Below are 18,821 nucleotides of genomic sequence, written 5' to 3'. Positions count from 1 at the left end.
ATGGATTTGTGTGAAGGCTGAGAAATCCTTGCGTGCAGCAAAAGGAACAAGCAATGAACGATCAACACTGGGGCCCATCCATCAGTGCAGACATCGTGGTCATCGGCGGTGGTACGGCCGGTATCGGTTTCGTCGCCAGCCTGCTCAAGCGTGATCCTGCGCTGAAAGTTACCGTGATCGAACCCAGCGCCCAGCATTACTACCAACCGGCGTGGACGCTGGTCGGCGGTGGTGCCTACGACGTCAAAGACACCGCACGGCCGATGAACAAGGTCATGCCAAAGCAAGCAAACTGGCTGCAAGCGGCAGTCACCGCAATCGACCCGGACCAGCGCCAACTCACCCTCAACGATCAACGCACCGTCAGCTATCAAAACCTGATCGTCTGCCCCGGCCTGCGCCTGGCCTGGGAGAAGATCGAAGGCTTGGCGGAAAGCCTCGGTCAGCACGGCGTCACCTCCAACTACAGCTACCAGCACGCGCAGTACACCTGGGATCAGGTGCAGAAACTGCGCGGCGGCAAGGCCCTGTTCACTCAACCGGCGATGCCGATCAAATGCGCCGGCGCGCCGCAAAAAGCGTTGTACCTGTCCTGCGATCACTGGCGTAAAACCGCTGCGCTGGACAGCATCAATGTCGAATTCAATCTGGCCGGCGCCGCCCTGTTCGGCGTGGCGACGTTCGTGCCACCGTTGATGAAGTACATCGAGAAATACAACGCGCAATTGGCCTTTAACTCGAATCTGGTCAAGGTCGACGGCCCGGCGAAAATCGCGTGGTTCGAGATCAAGGACGCTGACGGCAACGTAACCCGCGAGGCGAAAACATTCGATCTGCTGCACGTCGTGCCGCCACAGATCTCGCCGGATTTCATCGCGCAAAGCCCTTTGGCTGACGCGGCTGGCTGGTGCGAAGTAAACCCGCACAGCCTGCAGCACCCGCGTTATCCGGAAGTGTTCGCCCTCGGTGATATCTGCGGCACCAGCAACGCAAAAACCGCCGCAGCGGTGCGCAAGCAAGTCGTGGTGGTCGCGGAAAACCTGCTGGCCCTGCGCAAGCAACAACCTATGCCGCTGAAGTACGACGGCTACGGTTCCTGCCCGCTGACGGTGGAGAAGGGCAAGGTGATCCTTGCCGAGTTTGGATACGCCGGCAAGTTGCTGCCGACCTTTCCACTGGACCCGACCGTGGCGCGACGTTCGGCGTGGTTTCTCAAGGCGACGCTGCTGCCGTGGTTCTACTGGAACGGCATGCTCAAGGGCCGCGAGTGGCTGACTGGTCTGTCCAAGGTCGACTGAGAAAACCCTATGTTGCTGGCAAGTCTGTTTGGCATGGTGATGGGATTGGTCCTCGGTTTGACCGGGGCCGGCGGCGGGATTCTTGCGGTGCCAGCGCTGGTGCTCGGGCTTGGCTGGACGATGACGCAGGCAGCGCCAGTGGCGCTGTTTGCGGTCGGCAGTGCGGCGGCGGTCGGCGCTATCGACGGTTTGCGTCATGGCTTGGTGCGCTATCGCGCGGCATTGTTGATAGCGGCGCTGGGTGCGGTGTTTTCGCCGTTGGGCATTTACTTCGCGCACCAGTTGCCGGAGAAAATCCTGATGATCCTGTTCAGTCTGCTGATGGTCATGGTGGCCTGGCGCATGCTGCGCCGCGAGCGTCAGCAGGAGGGGCCGAGCGATCACGGTCACGCCAGTTGGGGTCAGAAGAACTGCATGCTCAATGAACAAACCGGGCGCTTTGACTGGACGGCCAAATGCACCGCAACGTTGGCTGCGTTAGGCGCAATTACCGGCGTGGTGTCGGGTTTGCTCGGGGTCGGGGGCGGCTTCTTGATTGTGCCGGCGTTCAAGCAACTGACTGACGTGCAGATGCGCGGAATTGTCGCGACGTCGTTGATGGTGATCAGTCTGATTTCGGCAATCGGGGTGATCGGCTCGTTTCACGCAGGCGTGCGGATTGATGCGCAGGGTGCGGCGTTTATCGTGGCCAGCATTGTCGGCATGATCATCGGACGCAAGCTCTGCGCACGGGTGCCGGCGCGGACGTTGCAGGTGGGGTTTGCCAGTGTTTGTCTAGTGGTGGCGGGGTATATGTTGTTGCGGGCGTAAAGCAAAAACCGCAGCCCATCAAGGGCTGCGATTTTTTAACGGCTTACAACACCAAATGCGGCAACCACAGCGAAAGTGCCGGCACGTAAGTCACCAACATCAACACCAGGAACAGCACGGCATAGAACGGCAGCAGCGCCTTCACGGTGCTTTCGATACTGACCTTGCCCACCGCCGAACCGACAAACAGCACCGCACCCACCGGCGGCGTTATCAATCCGATCCCAAGGTTCACCAGCATGATCATGCCGAACTGCACCGGGTCAACACCAATGCCGAGAATCACCGGCATCAGGATCGGCGTGAGAATCAGGATCAGTGGCGCCATGTCCATCACCGTGCCGAGCAACAGCAGCATGACGTTGATGCACATCAGGATCACGTAGCGGTTGTCCGACAGGGTCAGGAACAGCGTGGTGATCTTCGCCGGGATCTGCATCAGGGTCATGATGTAACCGAAGCTTGCGGCGAAACCGATCAGGATCATCACGATCGAAATCGTTCGCACGGTGCGGTGCATCAGCTTCGGCAACTCACGCCATTTGTAGTCGCGGTAGATGAACATCGTGACGAAGAACGACCACAGCACGGCGATGGCCGCCGATTCGGTCGCGGTGAAGATGCCGGACAGGATGCCGCCGAGGATGATCACCATCGCCATCAGGCCCCAGAGGGCTTCGCCGACGATTTTCAACGCCTGGCGCATCGGGATCACTTCACCCTTGGGATAATTGCGTTTTCTCGCGAAAATCAGACACAGCACCATCAGGCAGGCGCTCATCAGCAAGCCCGGCACGATGCCCGCCATGAACAGCGAGGCAATCGAAACCGTGCCACCGGCGGCCAGGGAGTAGAGCACCGAGTTATGGCTGGGCGGGGTCAGCAGGGCTTGCACCGAACCGCTGACAGTCACGGCGGTGGAGAAGTCCCGTGGATAGCCCTTGCGTTCCATCTCCGGAATCAGCACCGAACCCACCGACGCGGTGTCGGCCACCGACGAACCGGAGATCGCGCCGAAAAAGGTCGAGGCGACAATGTTGACCAGTGACAGGCCACCGCGCACAAAACCCACCAATACCCCGGCACACGCCACCAACCGGCGAGACATGCCGCCCTCGGCCATGATCGCACCGGCCAGCACGAAGAACGGAATGGCCAGCAGCGAGAATTTGTTCACCCCCGAAGCGACCTGGATCATCACCGCCTGGAACGGGATGTCGATCCACCAAGCACCGATGAGCGCGGCGGCGCCCAGCGCGTAGGCGACGGGCATGCCGATCAGGATCAATACGATAAAGCTGCCCAGCAGTATCAAAGCGTCCATTAAGCGGCACCTTCATTTTCTTCAACCAGGTCGAACTGCACGACCCGCCGTTTGCTCTGGTCACCGAGCAAGAGTTTTTCCAGCACGAAAATCAGTGTCAGCAAGCCGCCCACGGGAATGGGCAAGTAGGTCACGCCAACGCGCAGATCGGGCAGGGCTGCCATGAACTGATTCCAGGTGGACATGCACAGCTTGGCGCCCCAGATCGTCATGAAGATGCAGATCGCTGCCATGAGCAGCTGGGAAAAAATTGCCGCCGCGGTTCTCAGCTGCGGCGGCATGCGGTCGGTGAGCATGGCCACGGCCATGTGCGCACCGGCGCGGTAACTGGCGGCGGCGCCGATGAAGGTAAACACCATCATCAACAGGATCGCCGTGGGCTCGGGCCAGCTCGAACCGGTGCCCAGCACGTAACGGGCGAACACGCCCCAGGGAATCATCAGGGAAATCGCCAGGACGGAAAGGCCGGCGATCCAGATGCACGTCATGTAGATCTTGTCGTTGATACGCAGCAGTAGATTCTTCATCGGGTTCCACCGTAACCGGGCGCGCCGCAGTCATCGGGCGCACCGGGCCTTGTTCAAGGGGACGGAGCGGGAGGCCTTACTGAACGGCTTCGATCTTTTTGATCAGATCGGCATACGGCGCGCCGTATTTCTCACGAACCGAGGCGGTGGCGTCGTAGAAGGGTTTCTTGTCGACCTGGATGAACTCGACGCCGGCAGCCTTGAGTTTTTCTTCGCTGGCAGCGGACTTCTTGTCCCACAGCACGCGTTCTTCAGCCTGGGCAGCCTTGGCGGCTGTTTTCACCAGCGTCTGTTGATCCGGGGTGAGTTTTTCCCAGGTGATTTTCGACATCACGATCGGCTCTGGCAGGATCAGGTGACCGGTCAGGCTGTAGAACTTGGCGTTCTGGAAGTGGTTGTGTTCGAGCAGGGTTGGCGGGTTGTTTTCCGCGCCGTCGATCACGCCGGTCTGTAGGGCACTGAAAATTTCGCCGGTGTCCATCGCGATGCCGTTACCGCCCATGGCGTTCATCATGTCGATGAACATCGGGTTGCCTTGCACGCGGATTTTCATGCCCTTGAGGTCTTCGAGCGTGCGCACCGGTTTCTTGGTGTAGATGTTGCGCGTGCCGCCGTCCATCCAGGCCAGTGCCACCAGGCCGAATTCGGAGTTGGTGATTTTGCCGAGGATTTCGTCGCCGACCGGGCCGTCGATGACATCGCGCATGTGTTGCTGGTCGCGGAAGATGAACGGCATGTTGAACACGTTTACGTCCGGCACCACTGGGCCGACGATACCCAGGCTGACGCGCGACAGCTGCACCGCGCCGACCTGCATCTGCTCGATGACTTCCTTTTCCGAACCGAGCACACCGCCCGGGAAGTACTTGAAGGTCAACTCGCCGTTGGTTTCCTTGGTCAGGGTCTTGCCCATGCTTTCTTCGGCTACGACGGTCGGGTAACCGGCGGGGTGAATGTCAGCGAATTTGAGTTCCAGCGCCTGAGCGGCACCGGCAAAGGTGAACATCAGTGGAAGTGCAGCGGCGAGCAAGGTGCGTTTGAAGTCCATGGGGGTGTCTCCAGTCTTGTTATTGTTGTATTCAAGGCGCAGCGGTGCAGCAGAGGGTTTAAAGCAAATCGTTGAAAAAGGGTTCCGGAAGGCCTTTGACGCCTGGCTTCAAGGCGAACACGCCGCCGGCCAGGGACTGCGGATCGTGGTCGTCGCCGGGACGAATCGAGGTGACGAACAAGGTGTCCATCCGGGTTCCACCGAAGGCGCACATGGTCGGTTTTTTCACCGGTACGGCCAGCGAGAAGTCGAGTCGGCCGTCCGGCGCGAAGCGGTGAATGAGGCCCGCGTCGTTGGCGCAGATCCAGTAGCAACCTTCGGCGTCCACGGCGGCACCATCGGGCCGGCCGGGGTAGTGGTTCATGTCGACGAAAACCCGGCGATTCGACGGTGTGCCGGTGTCGGTGTCGTAATCGAACGCCCAGATCAACTGCACATCGGGGTGCGAATCGGACAGATACATTGTCTTGCCGTCGGGGCTGAAACCGAGGCCGTTGGGCACGATGAAACCGTCGAGTTGCGCTTCGATCACGCCAGACTGCCCGGCGCCGTAACGATAGAGCCGACCCTCGGGCGCATTCAGACCCATGTTCAATACCATGCTGCCGGCCCAGAAGCGGCCCTGACGGTCGCAGCGGCCATCGTTCAGACGCATGTCGTCGCGACTGTGTGCAACGCTGGCGAGCCGCTCACTGTCGAGGCTGCTGTCGCTGTGCGGGTGCAGATGAAAGAAGCCGCTTTCCATCCCGGCCACCCAGCCGCCACGGCTGTGACGGGCGATGCAGGCGAGCATCTCCGGGGCTTTCCAGGCATGTACGTGGCCGGTGTCAGCGCTCCAGCGTTGCAGGCCGCCGTTGGGAATGTCGACCCAGTACAGCGCGTTTTCCTCTGCTACCCAGACCGGGCTTTCGCCCACGGCGTTGCGCGCATCGACGATCAATTCGGCTTGCATACTCAATCCCTTGTGTCGTTGTCAGAGTGATCAGTCGCCAAACGGACCGGCCGCGACAAACGCGCCGCCCTGATAGATTCGCGCCGGGTCATCGGCCGCCGGCATTGGCTGCGCCTCGACTTTTTCGCGGAACACTTCGGAGCTGTCCTTCGCCTCGAAGCCGAGGTGGCTGGCGAATTTGTTGTCCCACCAGACGTCCTTGTTGGCGGACATGCCGTAGACCACGGTGTGGCCGACGTTCGGTGTGTACAGCGCGCGTTCGAGCAATTGGGTGAGGTCGTCGAAGCTCAGCCAGGTGTGCATCATTCGACGGTTTTGCGGTTCGGGGAACGAGGAGCCGATGCGGATGCTGACGGTCTCGATGCCGTAGCGATCGAAGTAGAAACTGGCCATGTCTTCGCCGTAGGACTTGGACAAACCGTAGTAGCCGTCGGGGCGGCGCGCGGAGCTGGCGTCGAGCGCCTCGTCCTGCTTGTAGAAACCGATGACATGATTGGAGCTGGCGAAGATCACCCGCTTCACGCCATGCCGGCGCGCCGCTTCGTAGATATGGAAAACACCGCAGATGTTGGCGCCGAGAATCTCTTCGAACGGGCGCTCAACGGAGACGCCGCCGAAGTGCAGGATCGCATCCACGCCTTCGACCAATTGGTGCACGGCGTGTTTGTCGGCCAGATCGCAGACGACAATTTCTTCGCGATCATCGACAGCCGGGGCGAGGGCGGCGATGTCCGACAGACGCAGGACATTGGCGTAAGGGCGCATACGTTCGCGCAGGACTTTGCCCAGGCCACCGGCAGCGCCGGTCAGCAGCAGGCGATTGAATGGAGCGCGGGGAGTAGAGGTAGACGTCATGGCAATCCCTGGACACATTGTTATTAGGTTTGTTGTAGGTTGTCGTATGACTGTGCTGAAGTATCGGTAGGGTTTCCGGAACTTGTCAACGCGACTTTTGGTGTAAATGACGAAGGGGCTCTTTCACTTTTCAATCACCACGACTCCTTCGTTGCAATGCAATCCCCTTGTGGGAGCGAGCCAGCTCGAGAAAGCGGTGTATCAATCAACATCGATGCTGAATCTGCCGCCGCCATCGCTGGCAAGCCAGCTCCCACAGGGTGTTGTGGTGGCCACAGACATCGAAAACAACTTCGATACCTGTGGGAGCTGGCTTGCCAGCGATGAGGCCGGTGCAGGCAACTCTTGCATCGACTGACACGCCGCCTTCGCGAGCAGGCTCGCTCCCACAGGTAAACTCGGTGTGGCGACTGGCTTTACAACAACGAAATCGGATAACTGATAAAGATCCGGTTCTCGTCAAACTCGTTGGTGCTGAAGTCCCGACGAATCGTCGCGTTACGCCATTTCACGTTGAGGTTCTTCAGCGGCCCGCTCTGCACCGTGTAGGCCAGTTCCGATTCGCGGCCCCACTCCTTGCCGTCGGTGATCGTGCCGGTATGCACGTTATCGCCGCTGATGTAGCGGTTCATCATTGTCAGCCCGGGGATGCCGAGGGCGACGAAGTTGTAGTCGTGGCGCAGCTGCCAGGAGCGTTCCTTGGCGTTGTCATAACTGGCGTTGTAACTGTCGTTGGCGAGGGTGCCGCCGCTGGTGCCGTTGACCCGCATCCACGCGTCGTCGCCGCTGAGTTTTTGCAGACCGACATAGAACGTGTTGCCACCGTATTTCGCCGAAAGCAGAGCGAACGCCGTCTTGTTGTCGAGGTCGCCTGCCTGGGCGCTGCCGTCTTCCTTGCCGGTGAAGAAACCGAGGTTGGCGCCCAGCGTCCAGTCGCCCAACGGCTGGCTGTGGCTGAGGTTGAAGTACTGCTGCTGATAAATGTCGCTGAGTTCGGCGTACCACACGCCGACCAGCGTGCGCTTGTCGTTGAAGGTGTATTCACCGCCGCCGAAGTTGAAGCGATCGGAAGTAAACGCACCGCGGCCGTTCATCGACATGTCTTCCATGCTCGCGTCGTTGCGCGGGCTGTTGCCACGGAACTGCCCGCCATAGACGGTCAGGCCATTGATCTCGGTGGACGTGATCTGACCGCCGCGAAAGGTCTGCGGCAGCGAGCGGCCATCGTCGGAGCGCAGGATCGGCAGCACCGGCATCCATTCGCCGACCTTCAGTTCAGTCTTCGACACCTTGGCCTTCAGCGCTACACCGAGGCGCCCGAAGTTGTCGGCCGGACGTCCGTCATCGTGGATCGGCAACAGTTGCGTGCCCCCCGTGCCTTTACCGCCATCAAGCTTTTGCGAATACAGCCCCAGCACATCGATGCCAAAACCGACGGTGCCTTGGGTGAAGCCGGATTTGGCATCGAGGATAAAGCTCTGCGTCCACTCTTCAGCCTTGCCCTGCGGGTAGGCGGGGTTGACGAAGTTGCGGTTGAAGTAGGCGTTGCGCAGGTTCAGCGTGGCTTTGCTGTCTTCGAGAAAACCTTCGGCATCGGCGCTCATCGGCATGGCGAGGGCGAGGCTGCTGCAGCCGATCAGGCCAAGTGTGGAACGGCTGGAAAAGCGGGAAGGGCGGACGGAATTGCAGACGAATGTGCTCACTGTGACGCTCCCTGTTTCGTTTGTTGTTTTTATTATTTGTCATACGTCGTCGTACAACGTGGTTGCGGATATTTCCTAGGTTTCCCGGGAATGTCAACACTAAGTTATACGATGACTTTTTGGTTCACCCGGATCTCCTGTAGGAGTGAGCCTGCTCGCGATAACGGTCTATCTGAGATGAAAATGTTGACTGACACTCCGCGATCGCGAGCAGGCTCACTCCTACAAGGATTTGTGTTGTCCATGGGATGTGTGTTGCCGATGAATTTGCGGCAAACTTCACCCACCCTCCGCACAAGGCCTTTCAATGGATCAATACGCCCCGCGCAACTGGCAGCCGCACGAAAAGCCCAGTCTGCCCGGTTCCCCCTCGACGCCGTTGCACTCCAATCCCAAGCGCCTGGCCTATGCGCTGGTCGGTTTGCTGGTGGCGTTGACCGGTGGTTTGGGCAACTCGCTGGTGGTCGCCAACCTGCCTTATCTGCAGGGCGCACTCGGCGCGACCACCGCAGAAATGGCCTGGCTGCCGGCAGCGTATGTGATGACCAACGTGTCGATGAACCTGTTGCTGGTGAAGTTTCGCCAGCAGTTCGGTTTGCGTGCATTCACCGAGGTGTTTCTGGTGTTGTATGCGTTGGTGACCTTCGGCCATCTGTTCGTCAACGATCTGAATTCAGCGGTAGCGGTGCGGGCGGCCCACGGCATGGTCGGCGCGGCGCTGAGTTCGCTGGGCCTGTATTACATGGTTCAGGCGTTTCCGGCGAAGTGGCGGATGAAGGCGCTGGTGCTCGGTCTCGGCACCTCGCAACTGGCGTTGCCGCTGGCGCGTTTGTTCTCCGAAGACTTGCTGCAGATCGCCGAATGGCGCGGCTTGTACCTGTTCGAATTGGGCATGGCGTTGCTGTCGCTGGGTTGTGTGTTGCTGCTCAAATTGCCGCCGGGCGACCGCTTCAAAACCTTCGAAAAACTCGACTTCCTCACTTTCGCCATTCTCGCCACGGGCGTGGCGTTGTTGTGTGCGGTGTTGTCGCTGGGGCGCATCGACTGGTGGCTGGAGGCGGACTGGATTGGCGTTGCCCTGGCCTCGTCGATTGCGCTGATCGTCATGGGCCTGGCCATCGAACATAATCGCAGCAACCCGCTGCTGATGACCCGATGGCTGGGCAGCGGGGCGATGGTGCGGCTAGCGTTGGCGGTGGTGCTGATTCGCATGGTGACCTCCGAACAATCCACCGGCGCGGTCGGCTTCATGCAAAACCTGAATATGAGCAGTCAGCAATTGCACAGCCTGTACGTGGTGATGCTGCTGGGCAGTGTCGCCGGGCTGTTGACCAGTGCGCTGACCATCGACCCGAAACACCTGATCATGCCGCTGATCATCTCGTTGGCGCTGATGGCCACCGGTTCGGTGATGGACAGTTATTCGAACAACCTGACCCGCCCGGAAAACCTGTACTTCAGCCAGTTCCTGCTGGCCTTCGGCAGCACGTTTTTCCTCGGTCCGACCATGGTCCTCGGCACGCGCAACGTGCTGACCAATCCGCGCAATCTGGTGAGTTTTTCCGTGCTGTTCGGGATCTGTAACAACCTTGGCGGACTGATCGGCGCGGCATTGCTTGGTACTTTCCAGATCGTCCGGGAAAAATTCCACTCCAGCCACATCGTCGAGCATCTGGTGATGTCCGATCCACTGGTCGCTGCGCGGGTGCAGAGCGGTGGTTCGGCGTATGGCTCGTTGCTCGCCGACCCGAGCCTGCGCAACCTCGCCGGCATTCGCAGCCTGTCCAACGCCGCCACGCGCGAAGCGAACGTGCTGGCCTACAACGATGTCTTCATGTTGATCGCCGTGATTGCGGTGCTGACCATGATCTGGATTTCCATTCGTGCGCTGTGGCTGATGAGCACCACCAAAGCCGTCGCCGCCACGCCTTCCGTACCTTCGAGCGGTGCCCCTTCTTCATGACCGAACCGACCACCACAACCACCAATGCCATTGCCGCCACGCCCGAAGGTGTGGCGCCGCCGTCATCGCCGAACACCGAGCCACGCTCGTTGCGCGTGCGGATTATTTCTTCCATGGGCTTCGCGGCGATTGCCATCGTTGGCGTGTTGATTGTGCTTTATGCCTGGCAACTGCCGCCGTTCAGCAGTGCGGTTGAAACCACCGAAAACGCGCTGATTCGTGGGCAAGTGACGATCATCGGTCCGCAACTCGCCGGTTATGTCTACGAAGTACCGGTGCAGGATTTCCAGTACGTGAAGGCTGGCGATTTGTTGGTGCGCCTGGATGACCGCATCTATCAGCAGCGCCTCGACCAGTCACTGGCGCAATTGGCGGTGCAAAAAGCGGCGCTGGCCAATGTGGTGCAGCAGCGCAACAGCGCCGAGGCGACAATCAAATTGCGTCAGGCCGTGCAGGCCGACAGCGAAGCGCAGTTGCGCAAAAGCGAGGCTGATCTGCGACGGAATCAGGAATTGGTGCGCGACGGTTCGGTGTCCAAGCGCGAGATGGATGTGGCGCTGGCGGCCAATGCGCAAAGCGTTGCCGCCGTGGCGCAAGCCAAGGCCAATCTGGAAATCGCCCGTCAGGATCTGCAAACGGTGATCATCAATCGCGGCTCGCTGGAAGCCGCAGTGGCCAGCGCCGAAGCGGCGGTGCAACTGGCGCGGATCGATCTGTCGAACACCCGCATCGTCGCGCCGCGTGACGGTCAGCTCGGGCAGATCGGCGTGCGCCTCGGCGCCTACGTCAACTCCGGCGCGCAGTTGATGGCGCTGGTGCCGAACCAGAAATGGGTAATCGCCAACATGAAGGAAACCCAGATGGACAACGTGCGCGTCGGGCAACCGGTGCGCTTCACTGTCGATGCCTTGAACCACCGCCGATTCACCGGGCATGTGCAGCATATTTCCCCGGGTACGGGGTCTGAATTTGCGCTGTTGCAGGCGGATAATGCCACCGGCAACTTTGTGAAAATCGCCCAGCGCGTGCCGGTACGAATCACCATTGATGCTGATCAGCAGGAAGAGGAACGCTTGCGGCCGGGGATGTCGGTGGTGGTCAGCATCGATACCGCAGCAGGCGACACACAACCTCACTGACACAATGCATAACCCTGTGGGAGCGAGCCTGCTCGCGAAAGCGTCGTATCAGTAACATTTCTTTATCTGACACAGCGCTTTCGCGAGCAGGCTCGCTCCCACATTTGAACTGTGTTTATCCAGAGATCATCGGCGGCAGGGTACCGAGCAGCGAGACGGCCGCCACCGCGCCAATGCCCAGCAGCCATTCGAGCATCACACTGCGCTTGAGCGCGCCCATCCGCTGTTCGCAATCCTCAACCCGCAAGCGGTTGAACAGCGCCAGCCCAAGCATCCCCAGCACGATCATCGCCTTGATCAACAGAATCAGGGCAAACCCGCTGAACAGCGGCGTCGGCCACCACTGACCAGTCAGCACGCGCACATTGATCAACCCCGTGATCAGCAGCCCCGCGACCAACGCATAACCCACTCCACTGAAGCGCCGCAAAACCTCGCGCATCGGCTCACTCGGCTGACGCAGAATCAACACCAGCAACAACAACCCGCCAAGCCACGCCGCCACGCAAGTCAGATGAACGATCTGGTTGAGAATCAGCAGTTGCCCGCTCAAACCATCGAGCATCGCTCCGTGCCCGACCGGTGCCAAGGTCGCCAGCAACAACGTACTCAAGGCCAACCGCAACGGCATGCTTGAGCGCCAAGGTGTGAACAGCAACGCCAACAGCGCGGCATTGATCAGCAGGTGCCAACGCCACACCTGACCGAAAAACGTATTGCCCAAGACCAGCGCAACCGTGTCTGGATCAAACGCCGCTGCGGCTGAACCGGCCATGCTCGCGGTAATCAGCAGCGCCCAGACAATCCCGCTGGCCAGCGCAATCGCGGTCAGCCAACGCGCCAGTCGCGCCAGGTGCCGGTCCACTTGCGGCGCTTCATCCTTGAGCAGCAATGGCCTGAACAGCCAGGCCCCGAACAGCATCAACACCACGATGAAATGCACAAAGCGGCACAGCACCAGCGCTTCGCTCATGGGTTACTGGCCAACCTTGAACTGATAGGCGCCTTCGCTTTTGTGCGTGTCGACTGAAACGGCATGCCATTCGACTTTGTACTCGCCAGCGGTCAGCGGAGCAGCAGGGGTGACGATCAGGGTTTTCTTGTCGCCCTCGGTGGTCAGCGGCTTGAGCGCGACTGCTGCGCCATCCTTGGACACGGTGACTTTGGTGAAACTGGCTTCGACGCCTTCGGAAAAGGTCAGGCGCAAATCGGCCGGGGCAGCGACGGTGCTGTCGGCCGCCGGGGTCTGGTTTTTCAGGTGGGCGTGAGCGAATACCGAGGATGCGGCGAACAGCGAAGCGAGCAGGGCAGTGGTGGTCAGGACGTTCTTGAACAGCATCGCGGATACCTCTGAGGCAAGACAAAGAAGCCGTCAGTTTAGCCATCCGCGCACGGCTGTACGAAGTTTTGTTTGCAGCGGTCGCCCGCGGACCAGAGCGGATGCTAGTCTTGGGCAACGCTGTTGTCAGGGAGCCCTTATGGGCAATCACAAGATCGAAATTCGCCGCAGTAACGTCGAGAAAATCCTTCTGGCGGCGGAGAAAGTCTTCGCCGAAAAAGGCTTCGGCGGCACCGCCATGGCCGACATTGCGGCTGAAGTGCAACTGCCGCGTTCCAACCTGCATTACTACTTCAGCACCAAGAGCGAGCTGTACAGCGCGGTGCTGTTCGACCTGCTGGAAGTGTGGAAACAGGATGCGCTGTGCTTCGAAATGTTCGACGACCCGCGCGTGGTACTGAGCAGCTATATCCGCGCCAAGATGAATCACTCGCGCAGTCGGCCGTACGGCTCGAAAGTCTGGGCCAACGAAATCATCCACGGCGCGCCAACGCTGGGCGAGGCACTGGATGTCAGCCTGTATGACTGGGCGAAGATGAAGGAAGCGAAGATTCGCCAGTGGGTCGAGGACAAGCGGATTTTGCCGGTGGAACCGTCGAGCCTGCTGTACATGATCTGGGCGTCGACCCAGCACTATGCCGACTTTGATCATCAGGTGAATATTCTGAATGAGCATCAGCCGTTGTCGGATATGCAGTTTGAGCGGGCGGTGCAGACGGTGACGAGTGTGATCTTGCGTGGGATCGGGCTGGAACCCTAAAAGCAAAAGCCGACCCTCACCCCAGCCCTCTCCCGGAGGGAGAGGGGGCCTACCGAGGTGTCTCTCGAGGTACATCGACCTGAAGAACCGAGTCGATTGCGGATTCAAAGCAAATCGTTCACGTCGGTGGATTTCTGAAGCATCCCCCAATCAGTCCCCTCTCCCGGAGGGAGAGGGGGCCTACGGACGTGTCTCTCGAGGTACATCGACCTGAAAGACCGGGTCGATTATGGATTCAAAGCAAATCGTTCACGTCGGTGGATTTCTGAAGCATCCCCCAATCAGTCCCCTCTCCCGGAGGGAGAGGGGGCCGACCGAGGTGTCTCTCGAGGTACATCGACCTGAAGAACCGAGTCGATTGCGGATTCAAAGCAAATCGTTCACGTCGGTGGATTTCTGAAGCATCCCCCAATCAGTCCCCTCTCCCGGAGGGAGAGGGGGCCGACCGAGGTGTCTCTCGAGGTACATCGACCTGAAGAACCGAGTCGATTGCGGATTCAAAGCAAATCGTTCACGTCGGTGGATTTCTGAAATATCCCCCAATCAGTCCCCTCTCCCTTTGGGAGAGGGTTAGGGTGAGGGGCTAGACCGCAACGTGATACGGATTCCGCGGGTCATGATTCCAATCGAGAAACGGCTTGCCAGTCTCCATCGGCACCATCTCGATGCAATCCGCCACCGGACAAGTGATCTGACACAAATTGCAGCCCACACACTCCTCATCAATCACTTCATATTTATGCGTGCCGTCCGCCTGCTTCAGACTGCCAATCGCCTGATGTGAAGTGTCCTCGCAAGCAATGTGGCAACGCCCGCAACCAATGCACGCGTCCTGATCAATCTTGGCGATCACCTGATAGTTGATGTCGAGGTACTTCCAGTCCGTGGTATTGCCCACCGCGCGCCCGGAAAACTCACTGATGCTGGCGTAACCCTGACTGTCCATCCACCGCGACAACCCATCCTTCATCTCTTCGACAATGCGAAAGCCATGCAGCATCGCCGCCGTGCACACCTGCACCGCGCCGCTGCCCAGCGCGATGAACTCCGCCGCATCGCGCCAACTGCCGATGCCGCCAATCCCACAAATCGGCAAGCCATGGGTCTGTGGATCGCGGGCGATTTCGGCGACCATGTTCAGCGCAATCGGCTTCACTGCCGAGCCGCAATAACCGCCGTGGGTGCTTTTGCTGCCGACGGTGGGCAGGGCGACCATGTGTTCCAGGTCGACGCTGGTAATCGAGTTGATCGTATTGATCAGCGACACCGCATCGGCGCCACCACGATGGGCTGCGCGGGCAGCGACGCGGATGTCGGTGATGTTCGGCGTCAGTTTGACGATCACCGGCAGCGAGCAATAGGTCTTGCACCAGCGCGTGACCTGCTCGACGTACTCCGGCACCTGACCGACCGCCGCGCCCATGCCCCGTTCAGGCATGCCGTGCGGGCAGCCGAAATTCAGCTCGATACCGTCAGCGCCGGTGGCTTCCACCAGCGGCAGAATGTATTTCCACGACTCCTCGACGCACGGCACCATCAGCGAAACGATCAAGGCGCGATCCGGCCAGTCCTTTTTCACCTGGGTGATTTCACGCAGGTTGATTTCCAGCGAACGGTCGGTGATCAGCTCGATGTTATTGATGCCGAGCACTTCGCGGTTATTGCCGTAATGCGCTGAGTAGCGCGACGAGACGTTGACCGCCGCCGGATCCTCACCGAGGGTTTTCCAGACCACGCCACCCCAGCCTGCTTCAAAGGCGCGGACGACGTTGTAGGCTTTGTCGGTCGGCGGCGCGGAGGCCAGCCAGAACGGATTTGGCGCTTTGATGCCGGCGAAGACTATCGAGAGATCGGCCATTTACGCAGCCTCCACGTTAAGCATCAGTTGAGCGTTGATCGCCTCGGCGGCGCGTTTGCCGTGCTGCACGGCTTGCACGGTGAGGTCCTGATCGAGGCTGGTGCAGTCGCCGCCGGCATACACGCCGGGGATGCTGGTGCGCAGGTTTTCATCGACGTAGATGCGTTCGCCCTGACGCTTCAGTTCACGGGCCAGCGGGTCGGCGAGGGCGCTGCCATCGAAGGCTTGGCCGATGGCTTTGAAGATCGCGTCGGCGACCAGTTCGAAGGTCTCGCCGGTGGTTTGCAGGCGACCGTCGACCAGACCGGTGCGGGCGAAACGCATGCCGCGCACATGGCCCTGAGCGTCGAGCAAGACTTCTTCCGGTTGTGCCCAGGTCAGCAGGCGCACCTGATTGGCTTTGGCGATGTCTTGCTCATGTCCGGTGGCGCCCATGTCGGCGGCGCCACGGCGATACACCAGATTGACGTCGCGGGCACCGAGCCGGGCCATTTGCACGGCCATGTCGATCGCGGTGTTGCCGGCACCGAGGACGATGCAGCGTTCGGCCAGTGGCAGTTGCGTGAGGTCATCGGCCTGGCGCAATTCGCGGATGTAATCGGTCGCAGCGAGCAAGCCCGGGGCATCTTCGTGGGGTAGGCCGAGTTGTTTGCTGGCGTTGAGGCCGAGGCCGAGGAACACCGCGTCGAACTGCTGATGCAGTTCACTCAGCGTCAGATTCTCGCCAAGCTTCTGACCATGACGAATTTCGATGCCGCCGATTTGCAGGAGGAAATCCAGTTCCTTCTGCGCGTAGTCGTCGACCAGTTTGTACTTGGCGATTCCGTACTCATTGAGGCCGCCAGCCTTCTCCCGTGCTTCGAAAATCACCACGTCGTGACCGTGCATGGCGCTGCGATGGGCGCACGACAGACCAGCCGGCCCGGCACCGACCACGGCAATGCGTTTACCGGTGGCGGCGGCGCGCTGGAACGGGTGCTCGCTGAAGTGCGCGTTGTCGACGGCATAGCGTTGCAGCAGGCCGATCAGCACCGGCGCGCATTCGTGGGCGTTGTTGCGCACGCAGGCTTGCTGACAGAGGATTTCTGTCGGACAGACCCGCGCGCAACTGCCACCGAGGATGTTCGCCGAGAGGATTTTCGTCGCGGCACCGGTGACGTTGTCCTGGTGAATATTGCGGATGAACGACGGGATGTCGATCTCGCTCGGGCACGCATTCACGCACGGTGCGTCGTAGCAATAAAGGCAGCGCGAAGCTTCCAGATGCGCCTGCCGGTCGTTGAGCGGCGGCGCCAGATCGGTGAAATGCCCGGCGAGGGCGGCCGCGCTTTCGTGCGGGTGGGGGAGATGGTTCAGGGTCTCGATCACGGTTTTTTGCCTCACGGTTATTGAGGTTCTCTGCCTCTGATGGGCAGTGGTTTTTGTAGCGTTCGGGATGGCCTCATCGCTGGCAAGCCAGCTCCCACAAGGTTTTGTGAGCACCATAGATCCCTGTGGGAGCTGGCTTGCCAGCGATAGGCCGAAGGCCGATTTCAGCGTTTCACAGCAACTGGCTTATGTTGCTCAGCCCGCTTGCTCAGCAAATCAAACACCGCCGGATAAGCCGGCCGCTCGATATACCGCCCGGCGCCACGCTCCGCACGCAGGTCGCCGTCGGCCCAGACCAGCCGGCCCTGGCTGACGGTATGACTCGGCACGCCGCGCACGGTCTTGCCTTCGAAGATGTTGAAGTCCACCTGCTGATGGTGGGTCTTGGCGGAAATGGTGCGGGTACCTTGCGGATCCCATAGCACCAGATCGGCATCGGCGCCGACGCGAATCGCGCCTTTGCGTGGGTAGAGGTTGAAGATTTTTGCGGTGTTGGTGGAGGTGAGGGCGACGAAATCCTGCATCGACAAACGCCCGGAGTTAACCCCCTCATCCCAAAGCACTGCCATGCGATCTTCGATACCCGCCGTGCCGTTGGGAATCTTGCTGAAGTCATCACGGCCGGCGGCTTTTTGCTCCGCGCAGAAGCAGCAATGGTCAGTCGCGGTGGTGTGCAGATTGCCGTTTTGCAGACCGTGCCACAGCGCTTCCTGATGACCGCGCGGGCGGAACGGTGGGCTCATCACATAACCGGCAGCGGTTTGCCAGTCCGGGTGTTGATAGACGCTGTCGTCGAGCAGCAAATGCCCGGCGAGCACTTCGCCGTACACCGGTTGGCCCTTGCTGCGCGCATAGGTGATTTCGTCGAGGGCTTCTTTGGTCGAGACGTGCACCAGATACAGCGGCGTGCCAATGGTTTCGGCAATGCGAATCGCCCGGCTCGCCGCTTCACCTTCAACCTGCGACGGCCGCGACAGCGGATGCGCCTCCGGGCCGGTGATGCCCTGGGCCATCAACTTGCGTTGCAGGTGATAGACCAACTCGCCGTTCTCCGCATGCACGGTCGGCACCGCACCGAGTTCGAGGCAACGCTCGAAACTCGCCACCAGTGTGTCGTCGGCGGCCATGATCGCGTTCTTGTAAGCCATGAAATGCTTGAAGCTGTTGATGCCGTGATGGCTGACCAGCTCGGCCATTTCCTCACGTACCTGCTCGCTCCACCAGGTGATTGCAACGTGGAAGCCATAGTCGGACGCGGACTTTTCCGCCCAGCCGCGCCACTGATGAAACGCTTCCATCAGTGACTGCTGCGGATTGGGAATCACAAAGTCGATGATTGATGTGGTGCCACCGGCCAGTCCCGCCGCCGTGCCACTGTAAAAGTCTTCACTGGCCACAGTGCCCATGAACGGAAGCTGCATGTGGGTGTGCGGGTCGATGCCGCCGGGCATCAGGTATTGGCCACTGCCGTCGAGCACTTCGGCGCCGGCGGGAATATCAAGGTTTTCACCAATGGCTTTGATCACGCCGTCGGCGCAATAGACGTCGGCGCGATAACTTTCATCATGGGTAACAACGGTGGCGCCACGGATCAACAGAGACATTCCGAGTTCCTCGCAGGCATTGACCGACTTGTGTCGGTTCTAGATGTTTTATTGATGTACAGCGTTGCAGAGCGTATTCCTGTCAGCGCTGTCAGGAATAGAAGCTAGTCGCAGATTTGCAATAGATCAAGATTATTTTTTATAAGCTTATTGCTGTTTTAACTATATGAAAAATAACGATAAAAACTGCAAATCACCAAAATGGTGAGGCCGTTCACCATTTTGACGCACTTGACAGGATGGAAATATGAGCAAGATTTTGTATGTGAAATC

At 59.8% G+C, this 18,821-nt stretch carries 16 protein-coding genes; 5 read left to right on the top strand and 11 right to left on the bottom strand.

Annotated features, from left to right (window positions below; genetic code table 11):
* The first annotated feature begins 53 nt into the window (after positions 1–53).
* Positions 54–1,298 carry an FAD/NAD(P)-binding oxidoreductase gene (locus tag U6037_RS17615; protein ID WP_322843938.1) on the top strand — a complete coding sequence of 415 codons (1,245 nt, stop codon included), beginning with the start codon at positions 54–56 and terminating at the stop codon, positions 1,296–1,298.
* A gap of 9 nt (positions 1,299–1,307) precedes the next feature.
* Entirely contained in the window at positions 1,308–2,108 is an 801-nt protein-coding gene (locus U6037_RS17610; RefSeq protein WP_322843937.1) for a sulfite exporter TauE/SafE family protein, read from the top strand.
* A 43-nt stretch (positions 2,109–2,151) separates the two neighbouring features.
* On the opposite strand, the gene U6037_RS17605 is transcribed toward U6037_RS17610, so the two are convergent.
* The 6 genes from U6037_RS17605 to U6037_RS17580 all read right to left on the bottom strand — a co-directional run bounded on the left by U6037_RS17605 (position 2,152) and on the right by U6037_RS17580 (position 8,517).
* Entirely contained in the window at positions 2,152–3,432 is a 1,281-nt protein-coding gene (locus U6037_RS17605; protein ID WP_038365546.1) for a TRAP transporter large permease, read from the bottom strand.
* Positions 3,432–3,959, bottom strand: coding sequence for a TRAP transporter small permease (locus tag U6037_RS17600; protein WP_322843936.1), 528 nt, complete (start codon positions 3,957–3,959; stop codon positions 3,432–3,434). The genes U6037_RS17605 and U6037_RS17600 overlap by 1 nt, the downstream gene beginning before the upstream one ends.
* A 76-nt stretch (positions 3,960–4,035) precedes the next feature.
* Entirely contained in the window at positions 4,036–5,007 is a 972-nt protein-coding gene (locus tag U6037_RS17595) for a TRAP transporter substrate-binding protein (protein ID WP_322843935.1), read from the bottom strand.
* Positions 5,008–5,065: 58 nt separating this feature from the next.
* Positions 5,066–5,959 (bottom strand): SMP-30/gluconolactonase/LRE family protein, encoded by an 894-nt coding sequence (locus tag U6037_RS17590; RefSeq protein ID WP_322843934.1) that lies wholly within the window; start codon positions 5,957–5,959, stop codon positions 5,066–5,068.
* A 30-nt stretch (positions 5,960–5,989) separates the two neighbouring features.
* Positions 5,990–6,814: an NAD-dependent epimerase/dehydratase family protein gene (locus U6037_RS17585; RefSeq protein WP_016986822.1), complete on the bottom strand. Its 825-nt coding sequence runs from the start codon at positions 6,812–6,814 to the stop codon at positions 5,990–5,992.
* Positions 6,815–7,230: 416 nt separating this feature from the next.
* Entirely contained in the window at positions 7,231–8,517 is a 1,287-nt protein-coding gene (locus U6037_RS17580; protein WP_322843933.1) for an OprD family porin, read from the bottom strand.
* A gap of 307 nt (positions 8,518–8,824) precedes the next feature.
* On the opposite strand from U6037_RS17580, the gene U6037_RS17575 reads away from it, so the two are divergent.
* Both U6037_RS17575 and U6037_RS17570 read left to right on the top strand, forming a co-directional pair.
* Positions 8,825–10,480 (top strand): MFS transporter, encoded by a 1,656-nt coding sequence (locus U6037_RS17575; RefSeq protein ID WP_322843932.1) that lies wholly within the window; start codon positions 8,825–8,827, stop codon positions 10,478–10,480.
* On the top strand, positions 10,477–11,619 hold the full coding sequence (locus tag U6037_RS17570; RefSeq protein ID WP_322843931.1) for an HlyD family secretion protein: 1,143 nt from the start codon (positions 10,477–10,479) through the stop codon (positions 11,617–11,619). The genes U6037_RS17575 and U6037_RS17570 overlap by 4 nt, the downstream gene beginning before the upstream one ends.
* Positions 11,620–11,734: 115 nt before the next feature.
* Here U6037_RS17570 and copD read toward each other — a convergent pair whose 3' ends face one another.
* Together copD and copC are read right to left on the bottom strand one after the other, a co-directional pair.
* Positions 11,735–12,592, bottom strand: a complete 858-nt coding sequence (copD, locus tag U6037_RS17565; RefSeq protein WP_322843930.1) for a copper homeostasis membrane protein CopD — start codon at positions 12,590–12,592, stop codon at positions 11,735–11,737.
* Positions 12,593–12,595: 3 nt separating this feature from the next.
* Positions 12,596–12,958 carry a copper homeostasis periplasmic binding protein CopC gene (gene copC, locus U6037_RS17560; RefSeq protein WP_322843929.1) on the bottom strand — a complete coding sequence of 121 codons (363 nt, stop codon included), beginning with the start codon at positions 12,956–12,958 and terminating at the stop codon, positions 12,596–12,598.
* A 139-nt stretch (positions 12,959–13,097) separates the two neighbouring features.
* Between copC and U6037_RS17555 the strand changes: the two genes are divergently transcribed.
* The gene (locus tag U6037_RS17555) at positions 13,098–13,718 is read left to right on the top strand and encodes a TetR/AcrR family transcriptional regulator (protein ID WP_038365564.1); all 621 of its coding nucleotides are present in this window, start codon (positions 13,098–13,100) and stop codon (positions 13,716–13,718) included.
* 583 nt (positions 13,719–14,301) lie between these two features.
* On the opposite strand, the gene preA is transcribed toward U6037_RS17555, so the two are convergent.
* The 3 genes from preA to hydA form a co-directional block, all read right to left on the bottom strand.
* On the bottom strand, positions 14,302–15,576 hold the full coding sequence (gene preA / locus U6037_RS17550; protein WP_322843928.1) for an NAD-dependent dihydropyrimidine dehydrogenase subunit PreA: 1,275 nt from the start codon (positions 15,574–15,576) through the stop codon (positions 14,302–14,304).
* On the bottom strand, positions 15,577–16,944 hold the full coding sequence (locus U6037_RS17545; protein ID WP_322843927.1) for an NAD(P)-dependent oxidoreductase: 1,368 nt from the start codon (positions 16,942–16,944) through the stop codon (positions 15,577–15,579).
* Between the two features lie 164 nt (positions 16,945–17,108).
* Positions 17,109–18,548 (bottom strand): dihydropyrimidinase, encoded by a 1,440-nt coding sequence (gene hydA / locus U6037_RS17540; protein WP_102899263.1) that lies wholly within the window; start codon positions 18,546–18,548, stop codon positions 17,109–17,111.
* Positions 18,549–18,821 lie beyond the last annotated feature (273 nt).

Origin of the sequence: Pseudomonas sp. B33.4 (assembly GCF_034555375.1) — a bacterium.
Taxonomy (GTDB): Bacteria; Pseudomonadota; Gammaproteobacteria; order Pseudomonadales; family Pseudomonadaceae; genus Aquipseudomonas.
The sequence above is the reverse complement of the archived record's forward strand: the minus strand, read 5'-3'. Positions and strand labels throughout refer to the sequence as shown.

Excerpts from the sequence above, each read along its gene's own strand:
- U6037_RS17605 (WP_038365546.1), bottom strand. The coding sequence starts at position 3,432 with ATGGACGCTTTGATACTGCTGGGCAGCTTTATCGTATTGATCCTGATC.
- hydA (WP_102899263.1), bottom strand. The coding sequence starts at position 18,548 with ATGTCTCTGTTGATCCGTGGCGCCACCGTTGTTACCCATGATGAAAGT.
- U6037_RS17610 (WP_322843937.1), top strand. The coding sequence starts at position 1,308 with ATGTTGCTGGCAAGTCTGTTTGGCATGGTGATGGGATTGGTCCTCGGT.
- U6037_RS17585 (WP_016986822.1), bottom strand. The coding sequence starts at position 6,814 with ATGACGTCTACCTCTACTCCCCGCGCTCCATTCAATCGCCTGCTGCTG.
- U6037_RS17555 (WP_038365564.1), top strand. The coding sequence starts at position 13,098 with ATGGGCAATCACAAGATCGAAATTCGCCGCAGTAACGTCGAGAAAATC.
- U6037_RS17590 (WP_322843934.1), bottom strand. The coding sequence starts at position 5,959 with ATGCAAGCCGAATTGATCGTCGATGCGCGCAACGCCGTGGGCGAAAGC.
- copC (WP_322843929.1), bottom strand. The coding sequence starts at position 12,958 with ATGCTGTTCAAGAACGTCCTGACCACCACTGCCCTGCTCGCTTCGCTG.
- U6037_RS17570 (WP_322843931.1), top strand. The coding sequence starts at position 10,477 with ATGACCGAACCGACCACCACAACCACCAATGCCATTGCCGCCACGCCC.
- U6037_RS17575 (WP_322843932.1), top strand. The coding sequence starts at position 8,825 with ATGGATCAATACGCCCCGCGCAACTGGCAGCCGCACGAAAAGCCCAGT.
- U6037_RS17595 (WP_322843935.1), bottom strand. The coding sequence starts at position 5,007 with ATGGACTTCAAACGCACCTTGCTCGCCGCTGCACTTCCACTGATGTTC.
- U6037_RS17615 (WP_322843938.1), top strand. The coding sequence starts at position 54 with ATGAACGATCAACACTGGGGCCCATCCATCAGTGCAGACATCGTGGTC.
- copD (WP_322843930.1), bottom strand. The coding sequence starts at position 12,592 with ATGAGCGAAGCGCTGGTGCTGTGCCGCTTTGTGCATTTCATCGTGGTG.
- U6037_RS17600 (WP_322843936.1), bottom strand. The coding sequence starts at position 3,959 with ATGAAGAATCTACTGCTGCGTATCAACGACAAGATCTACATGACGTGC.
- preA (WP_322843928.1), bottom strand. The coding sequence starts at position 15,576 with ATGGCCGATCTCTCGATAGTCTTCGCCGGCATCAAAGCGCCAAATCCG.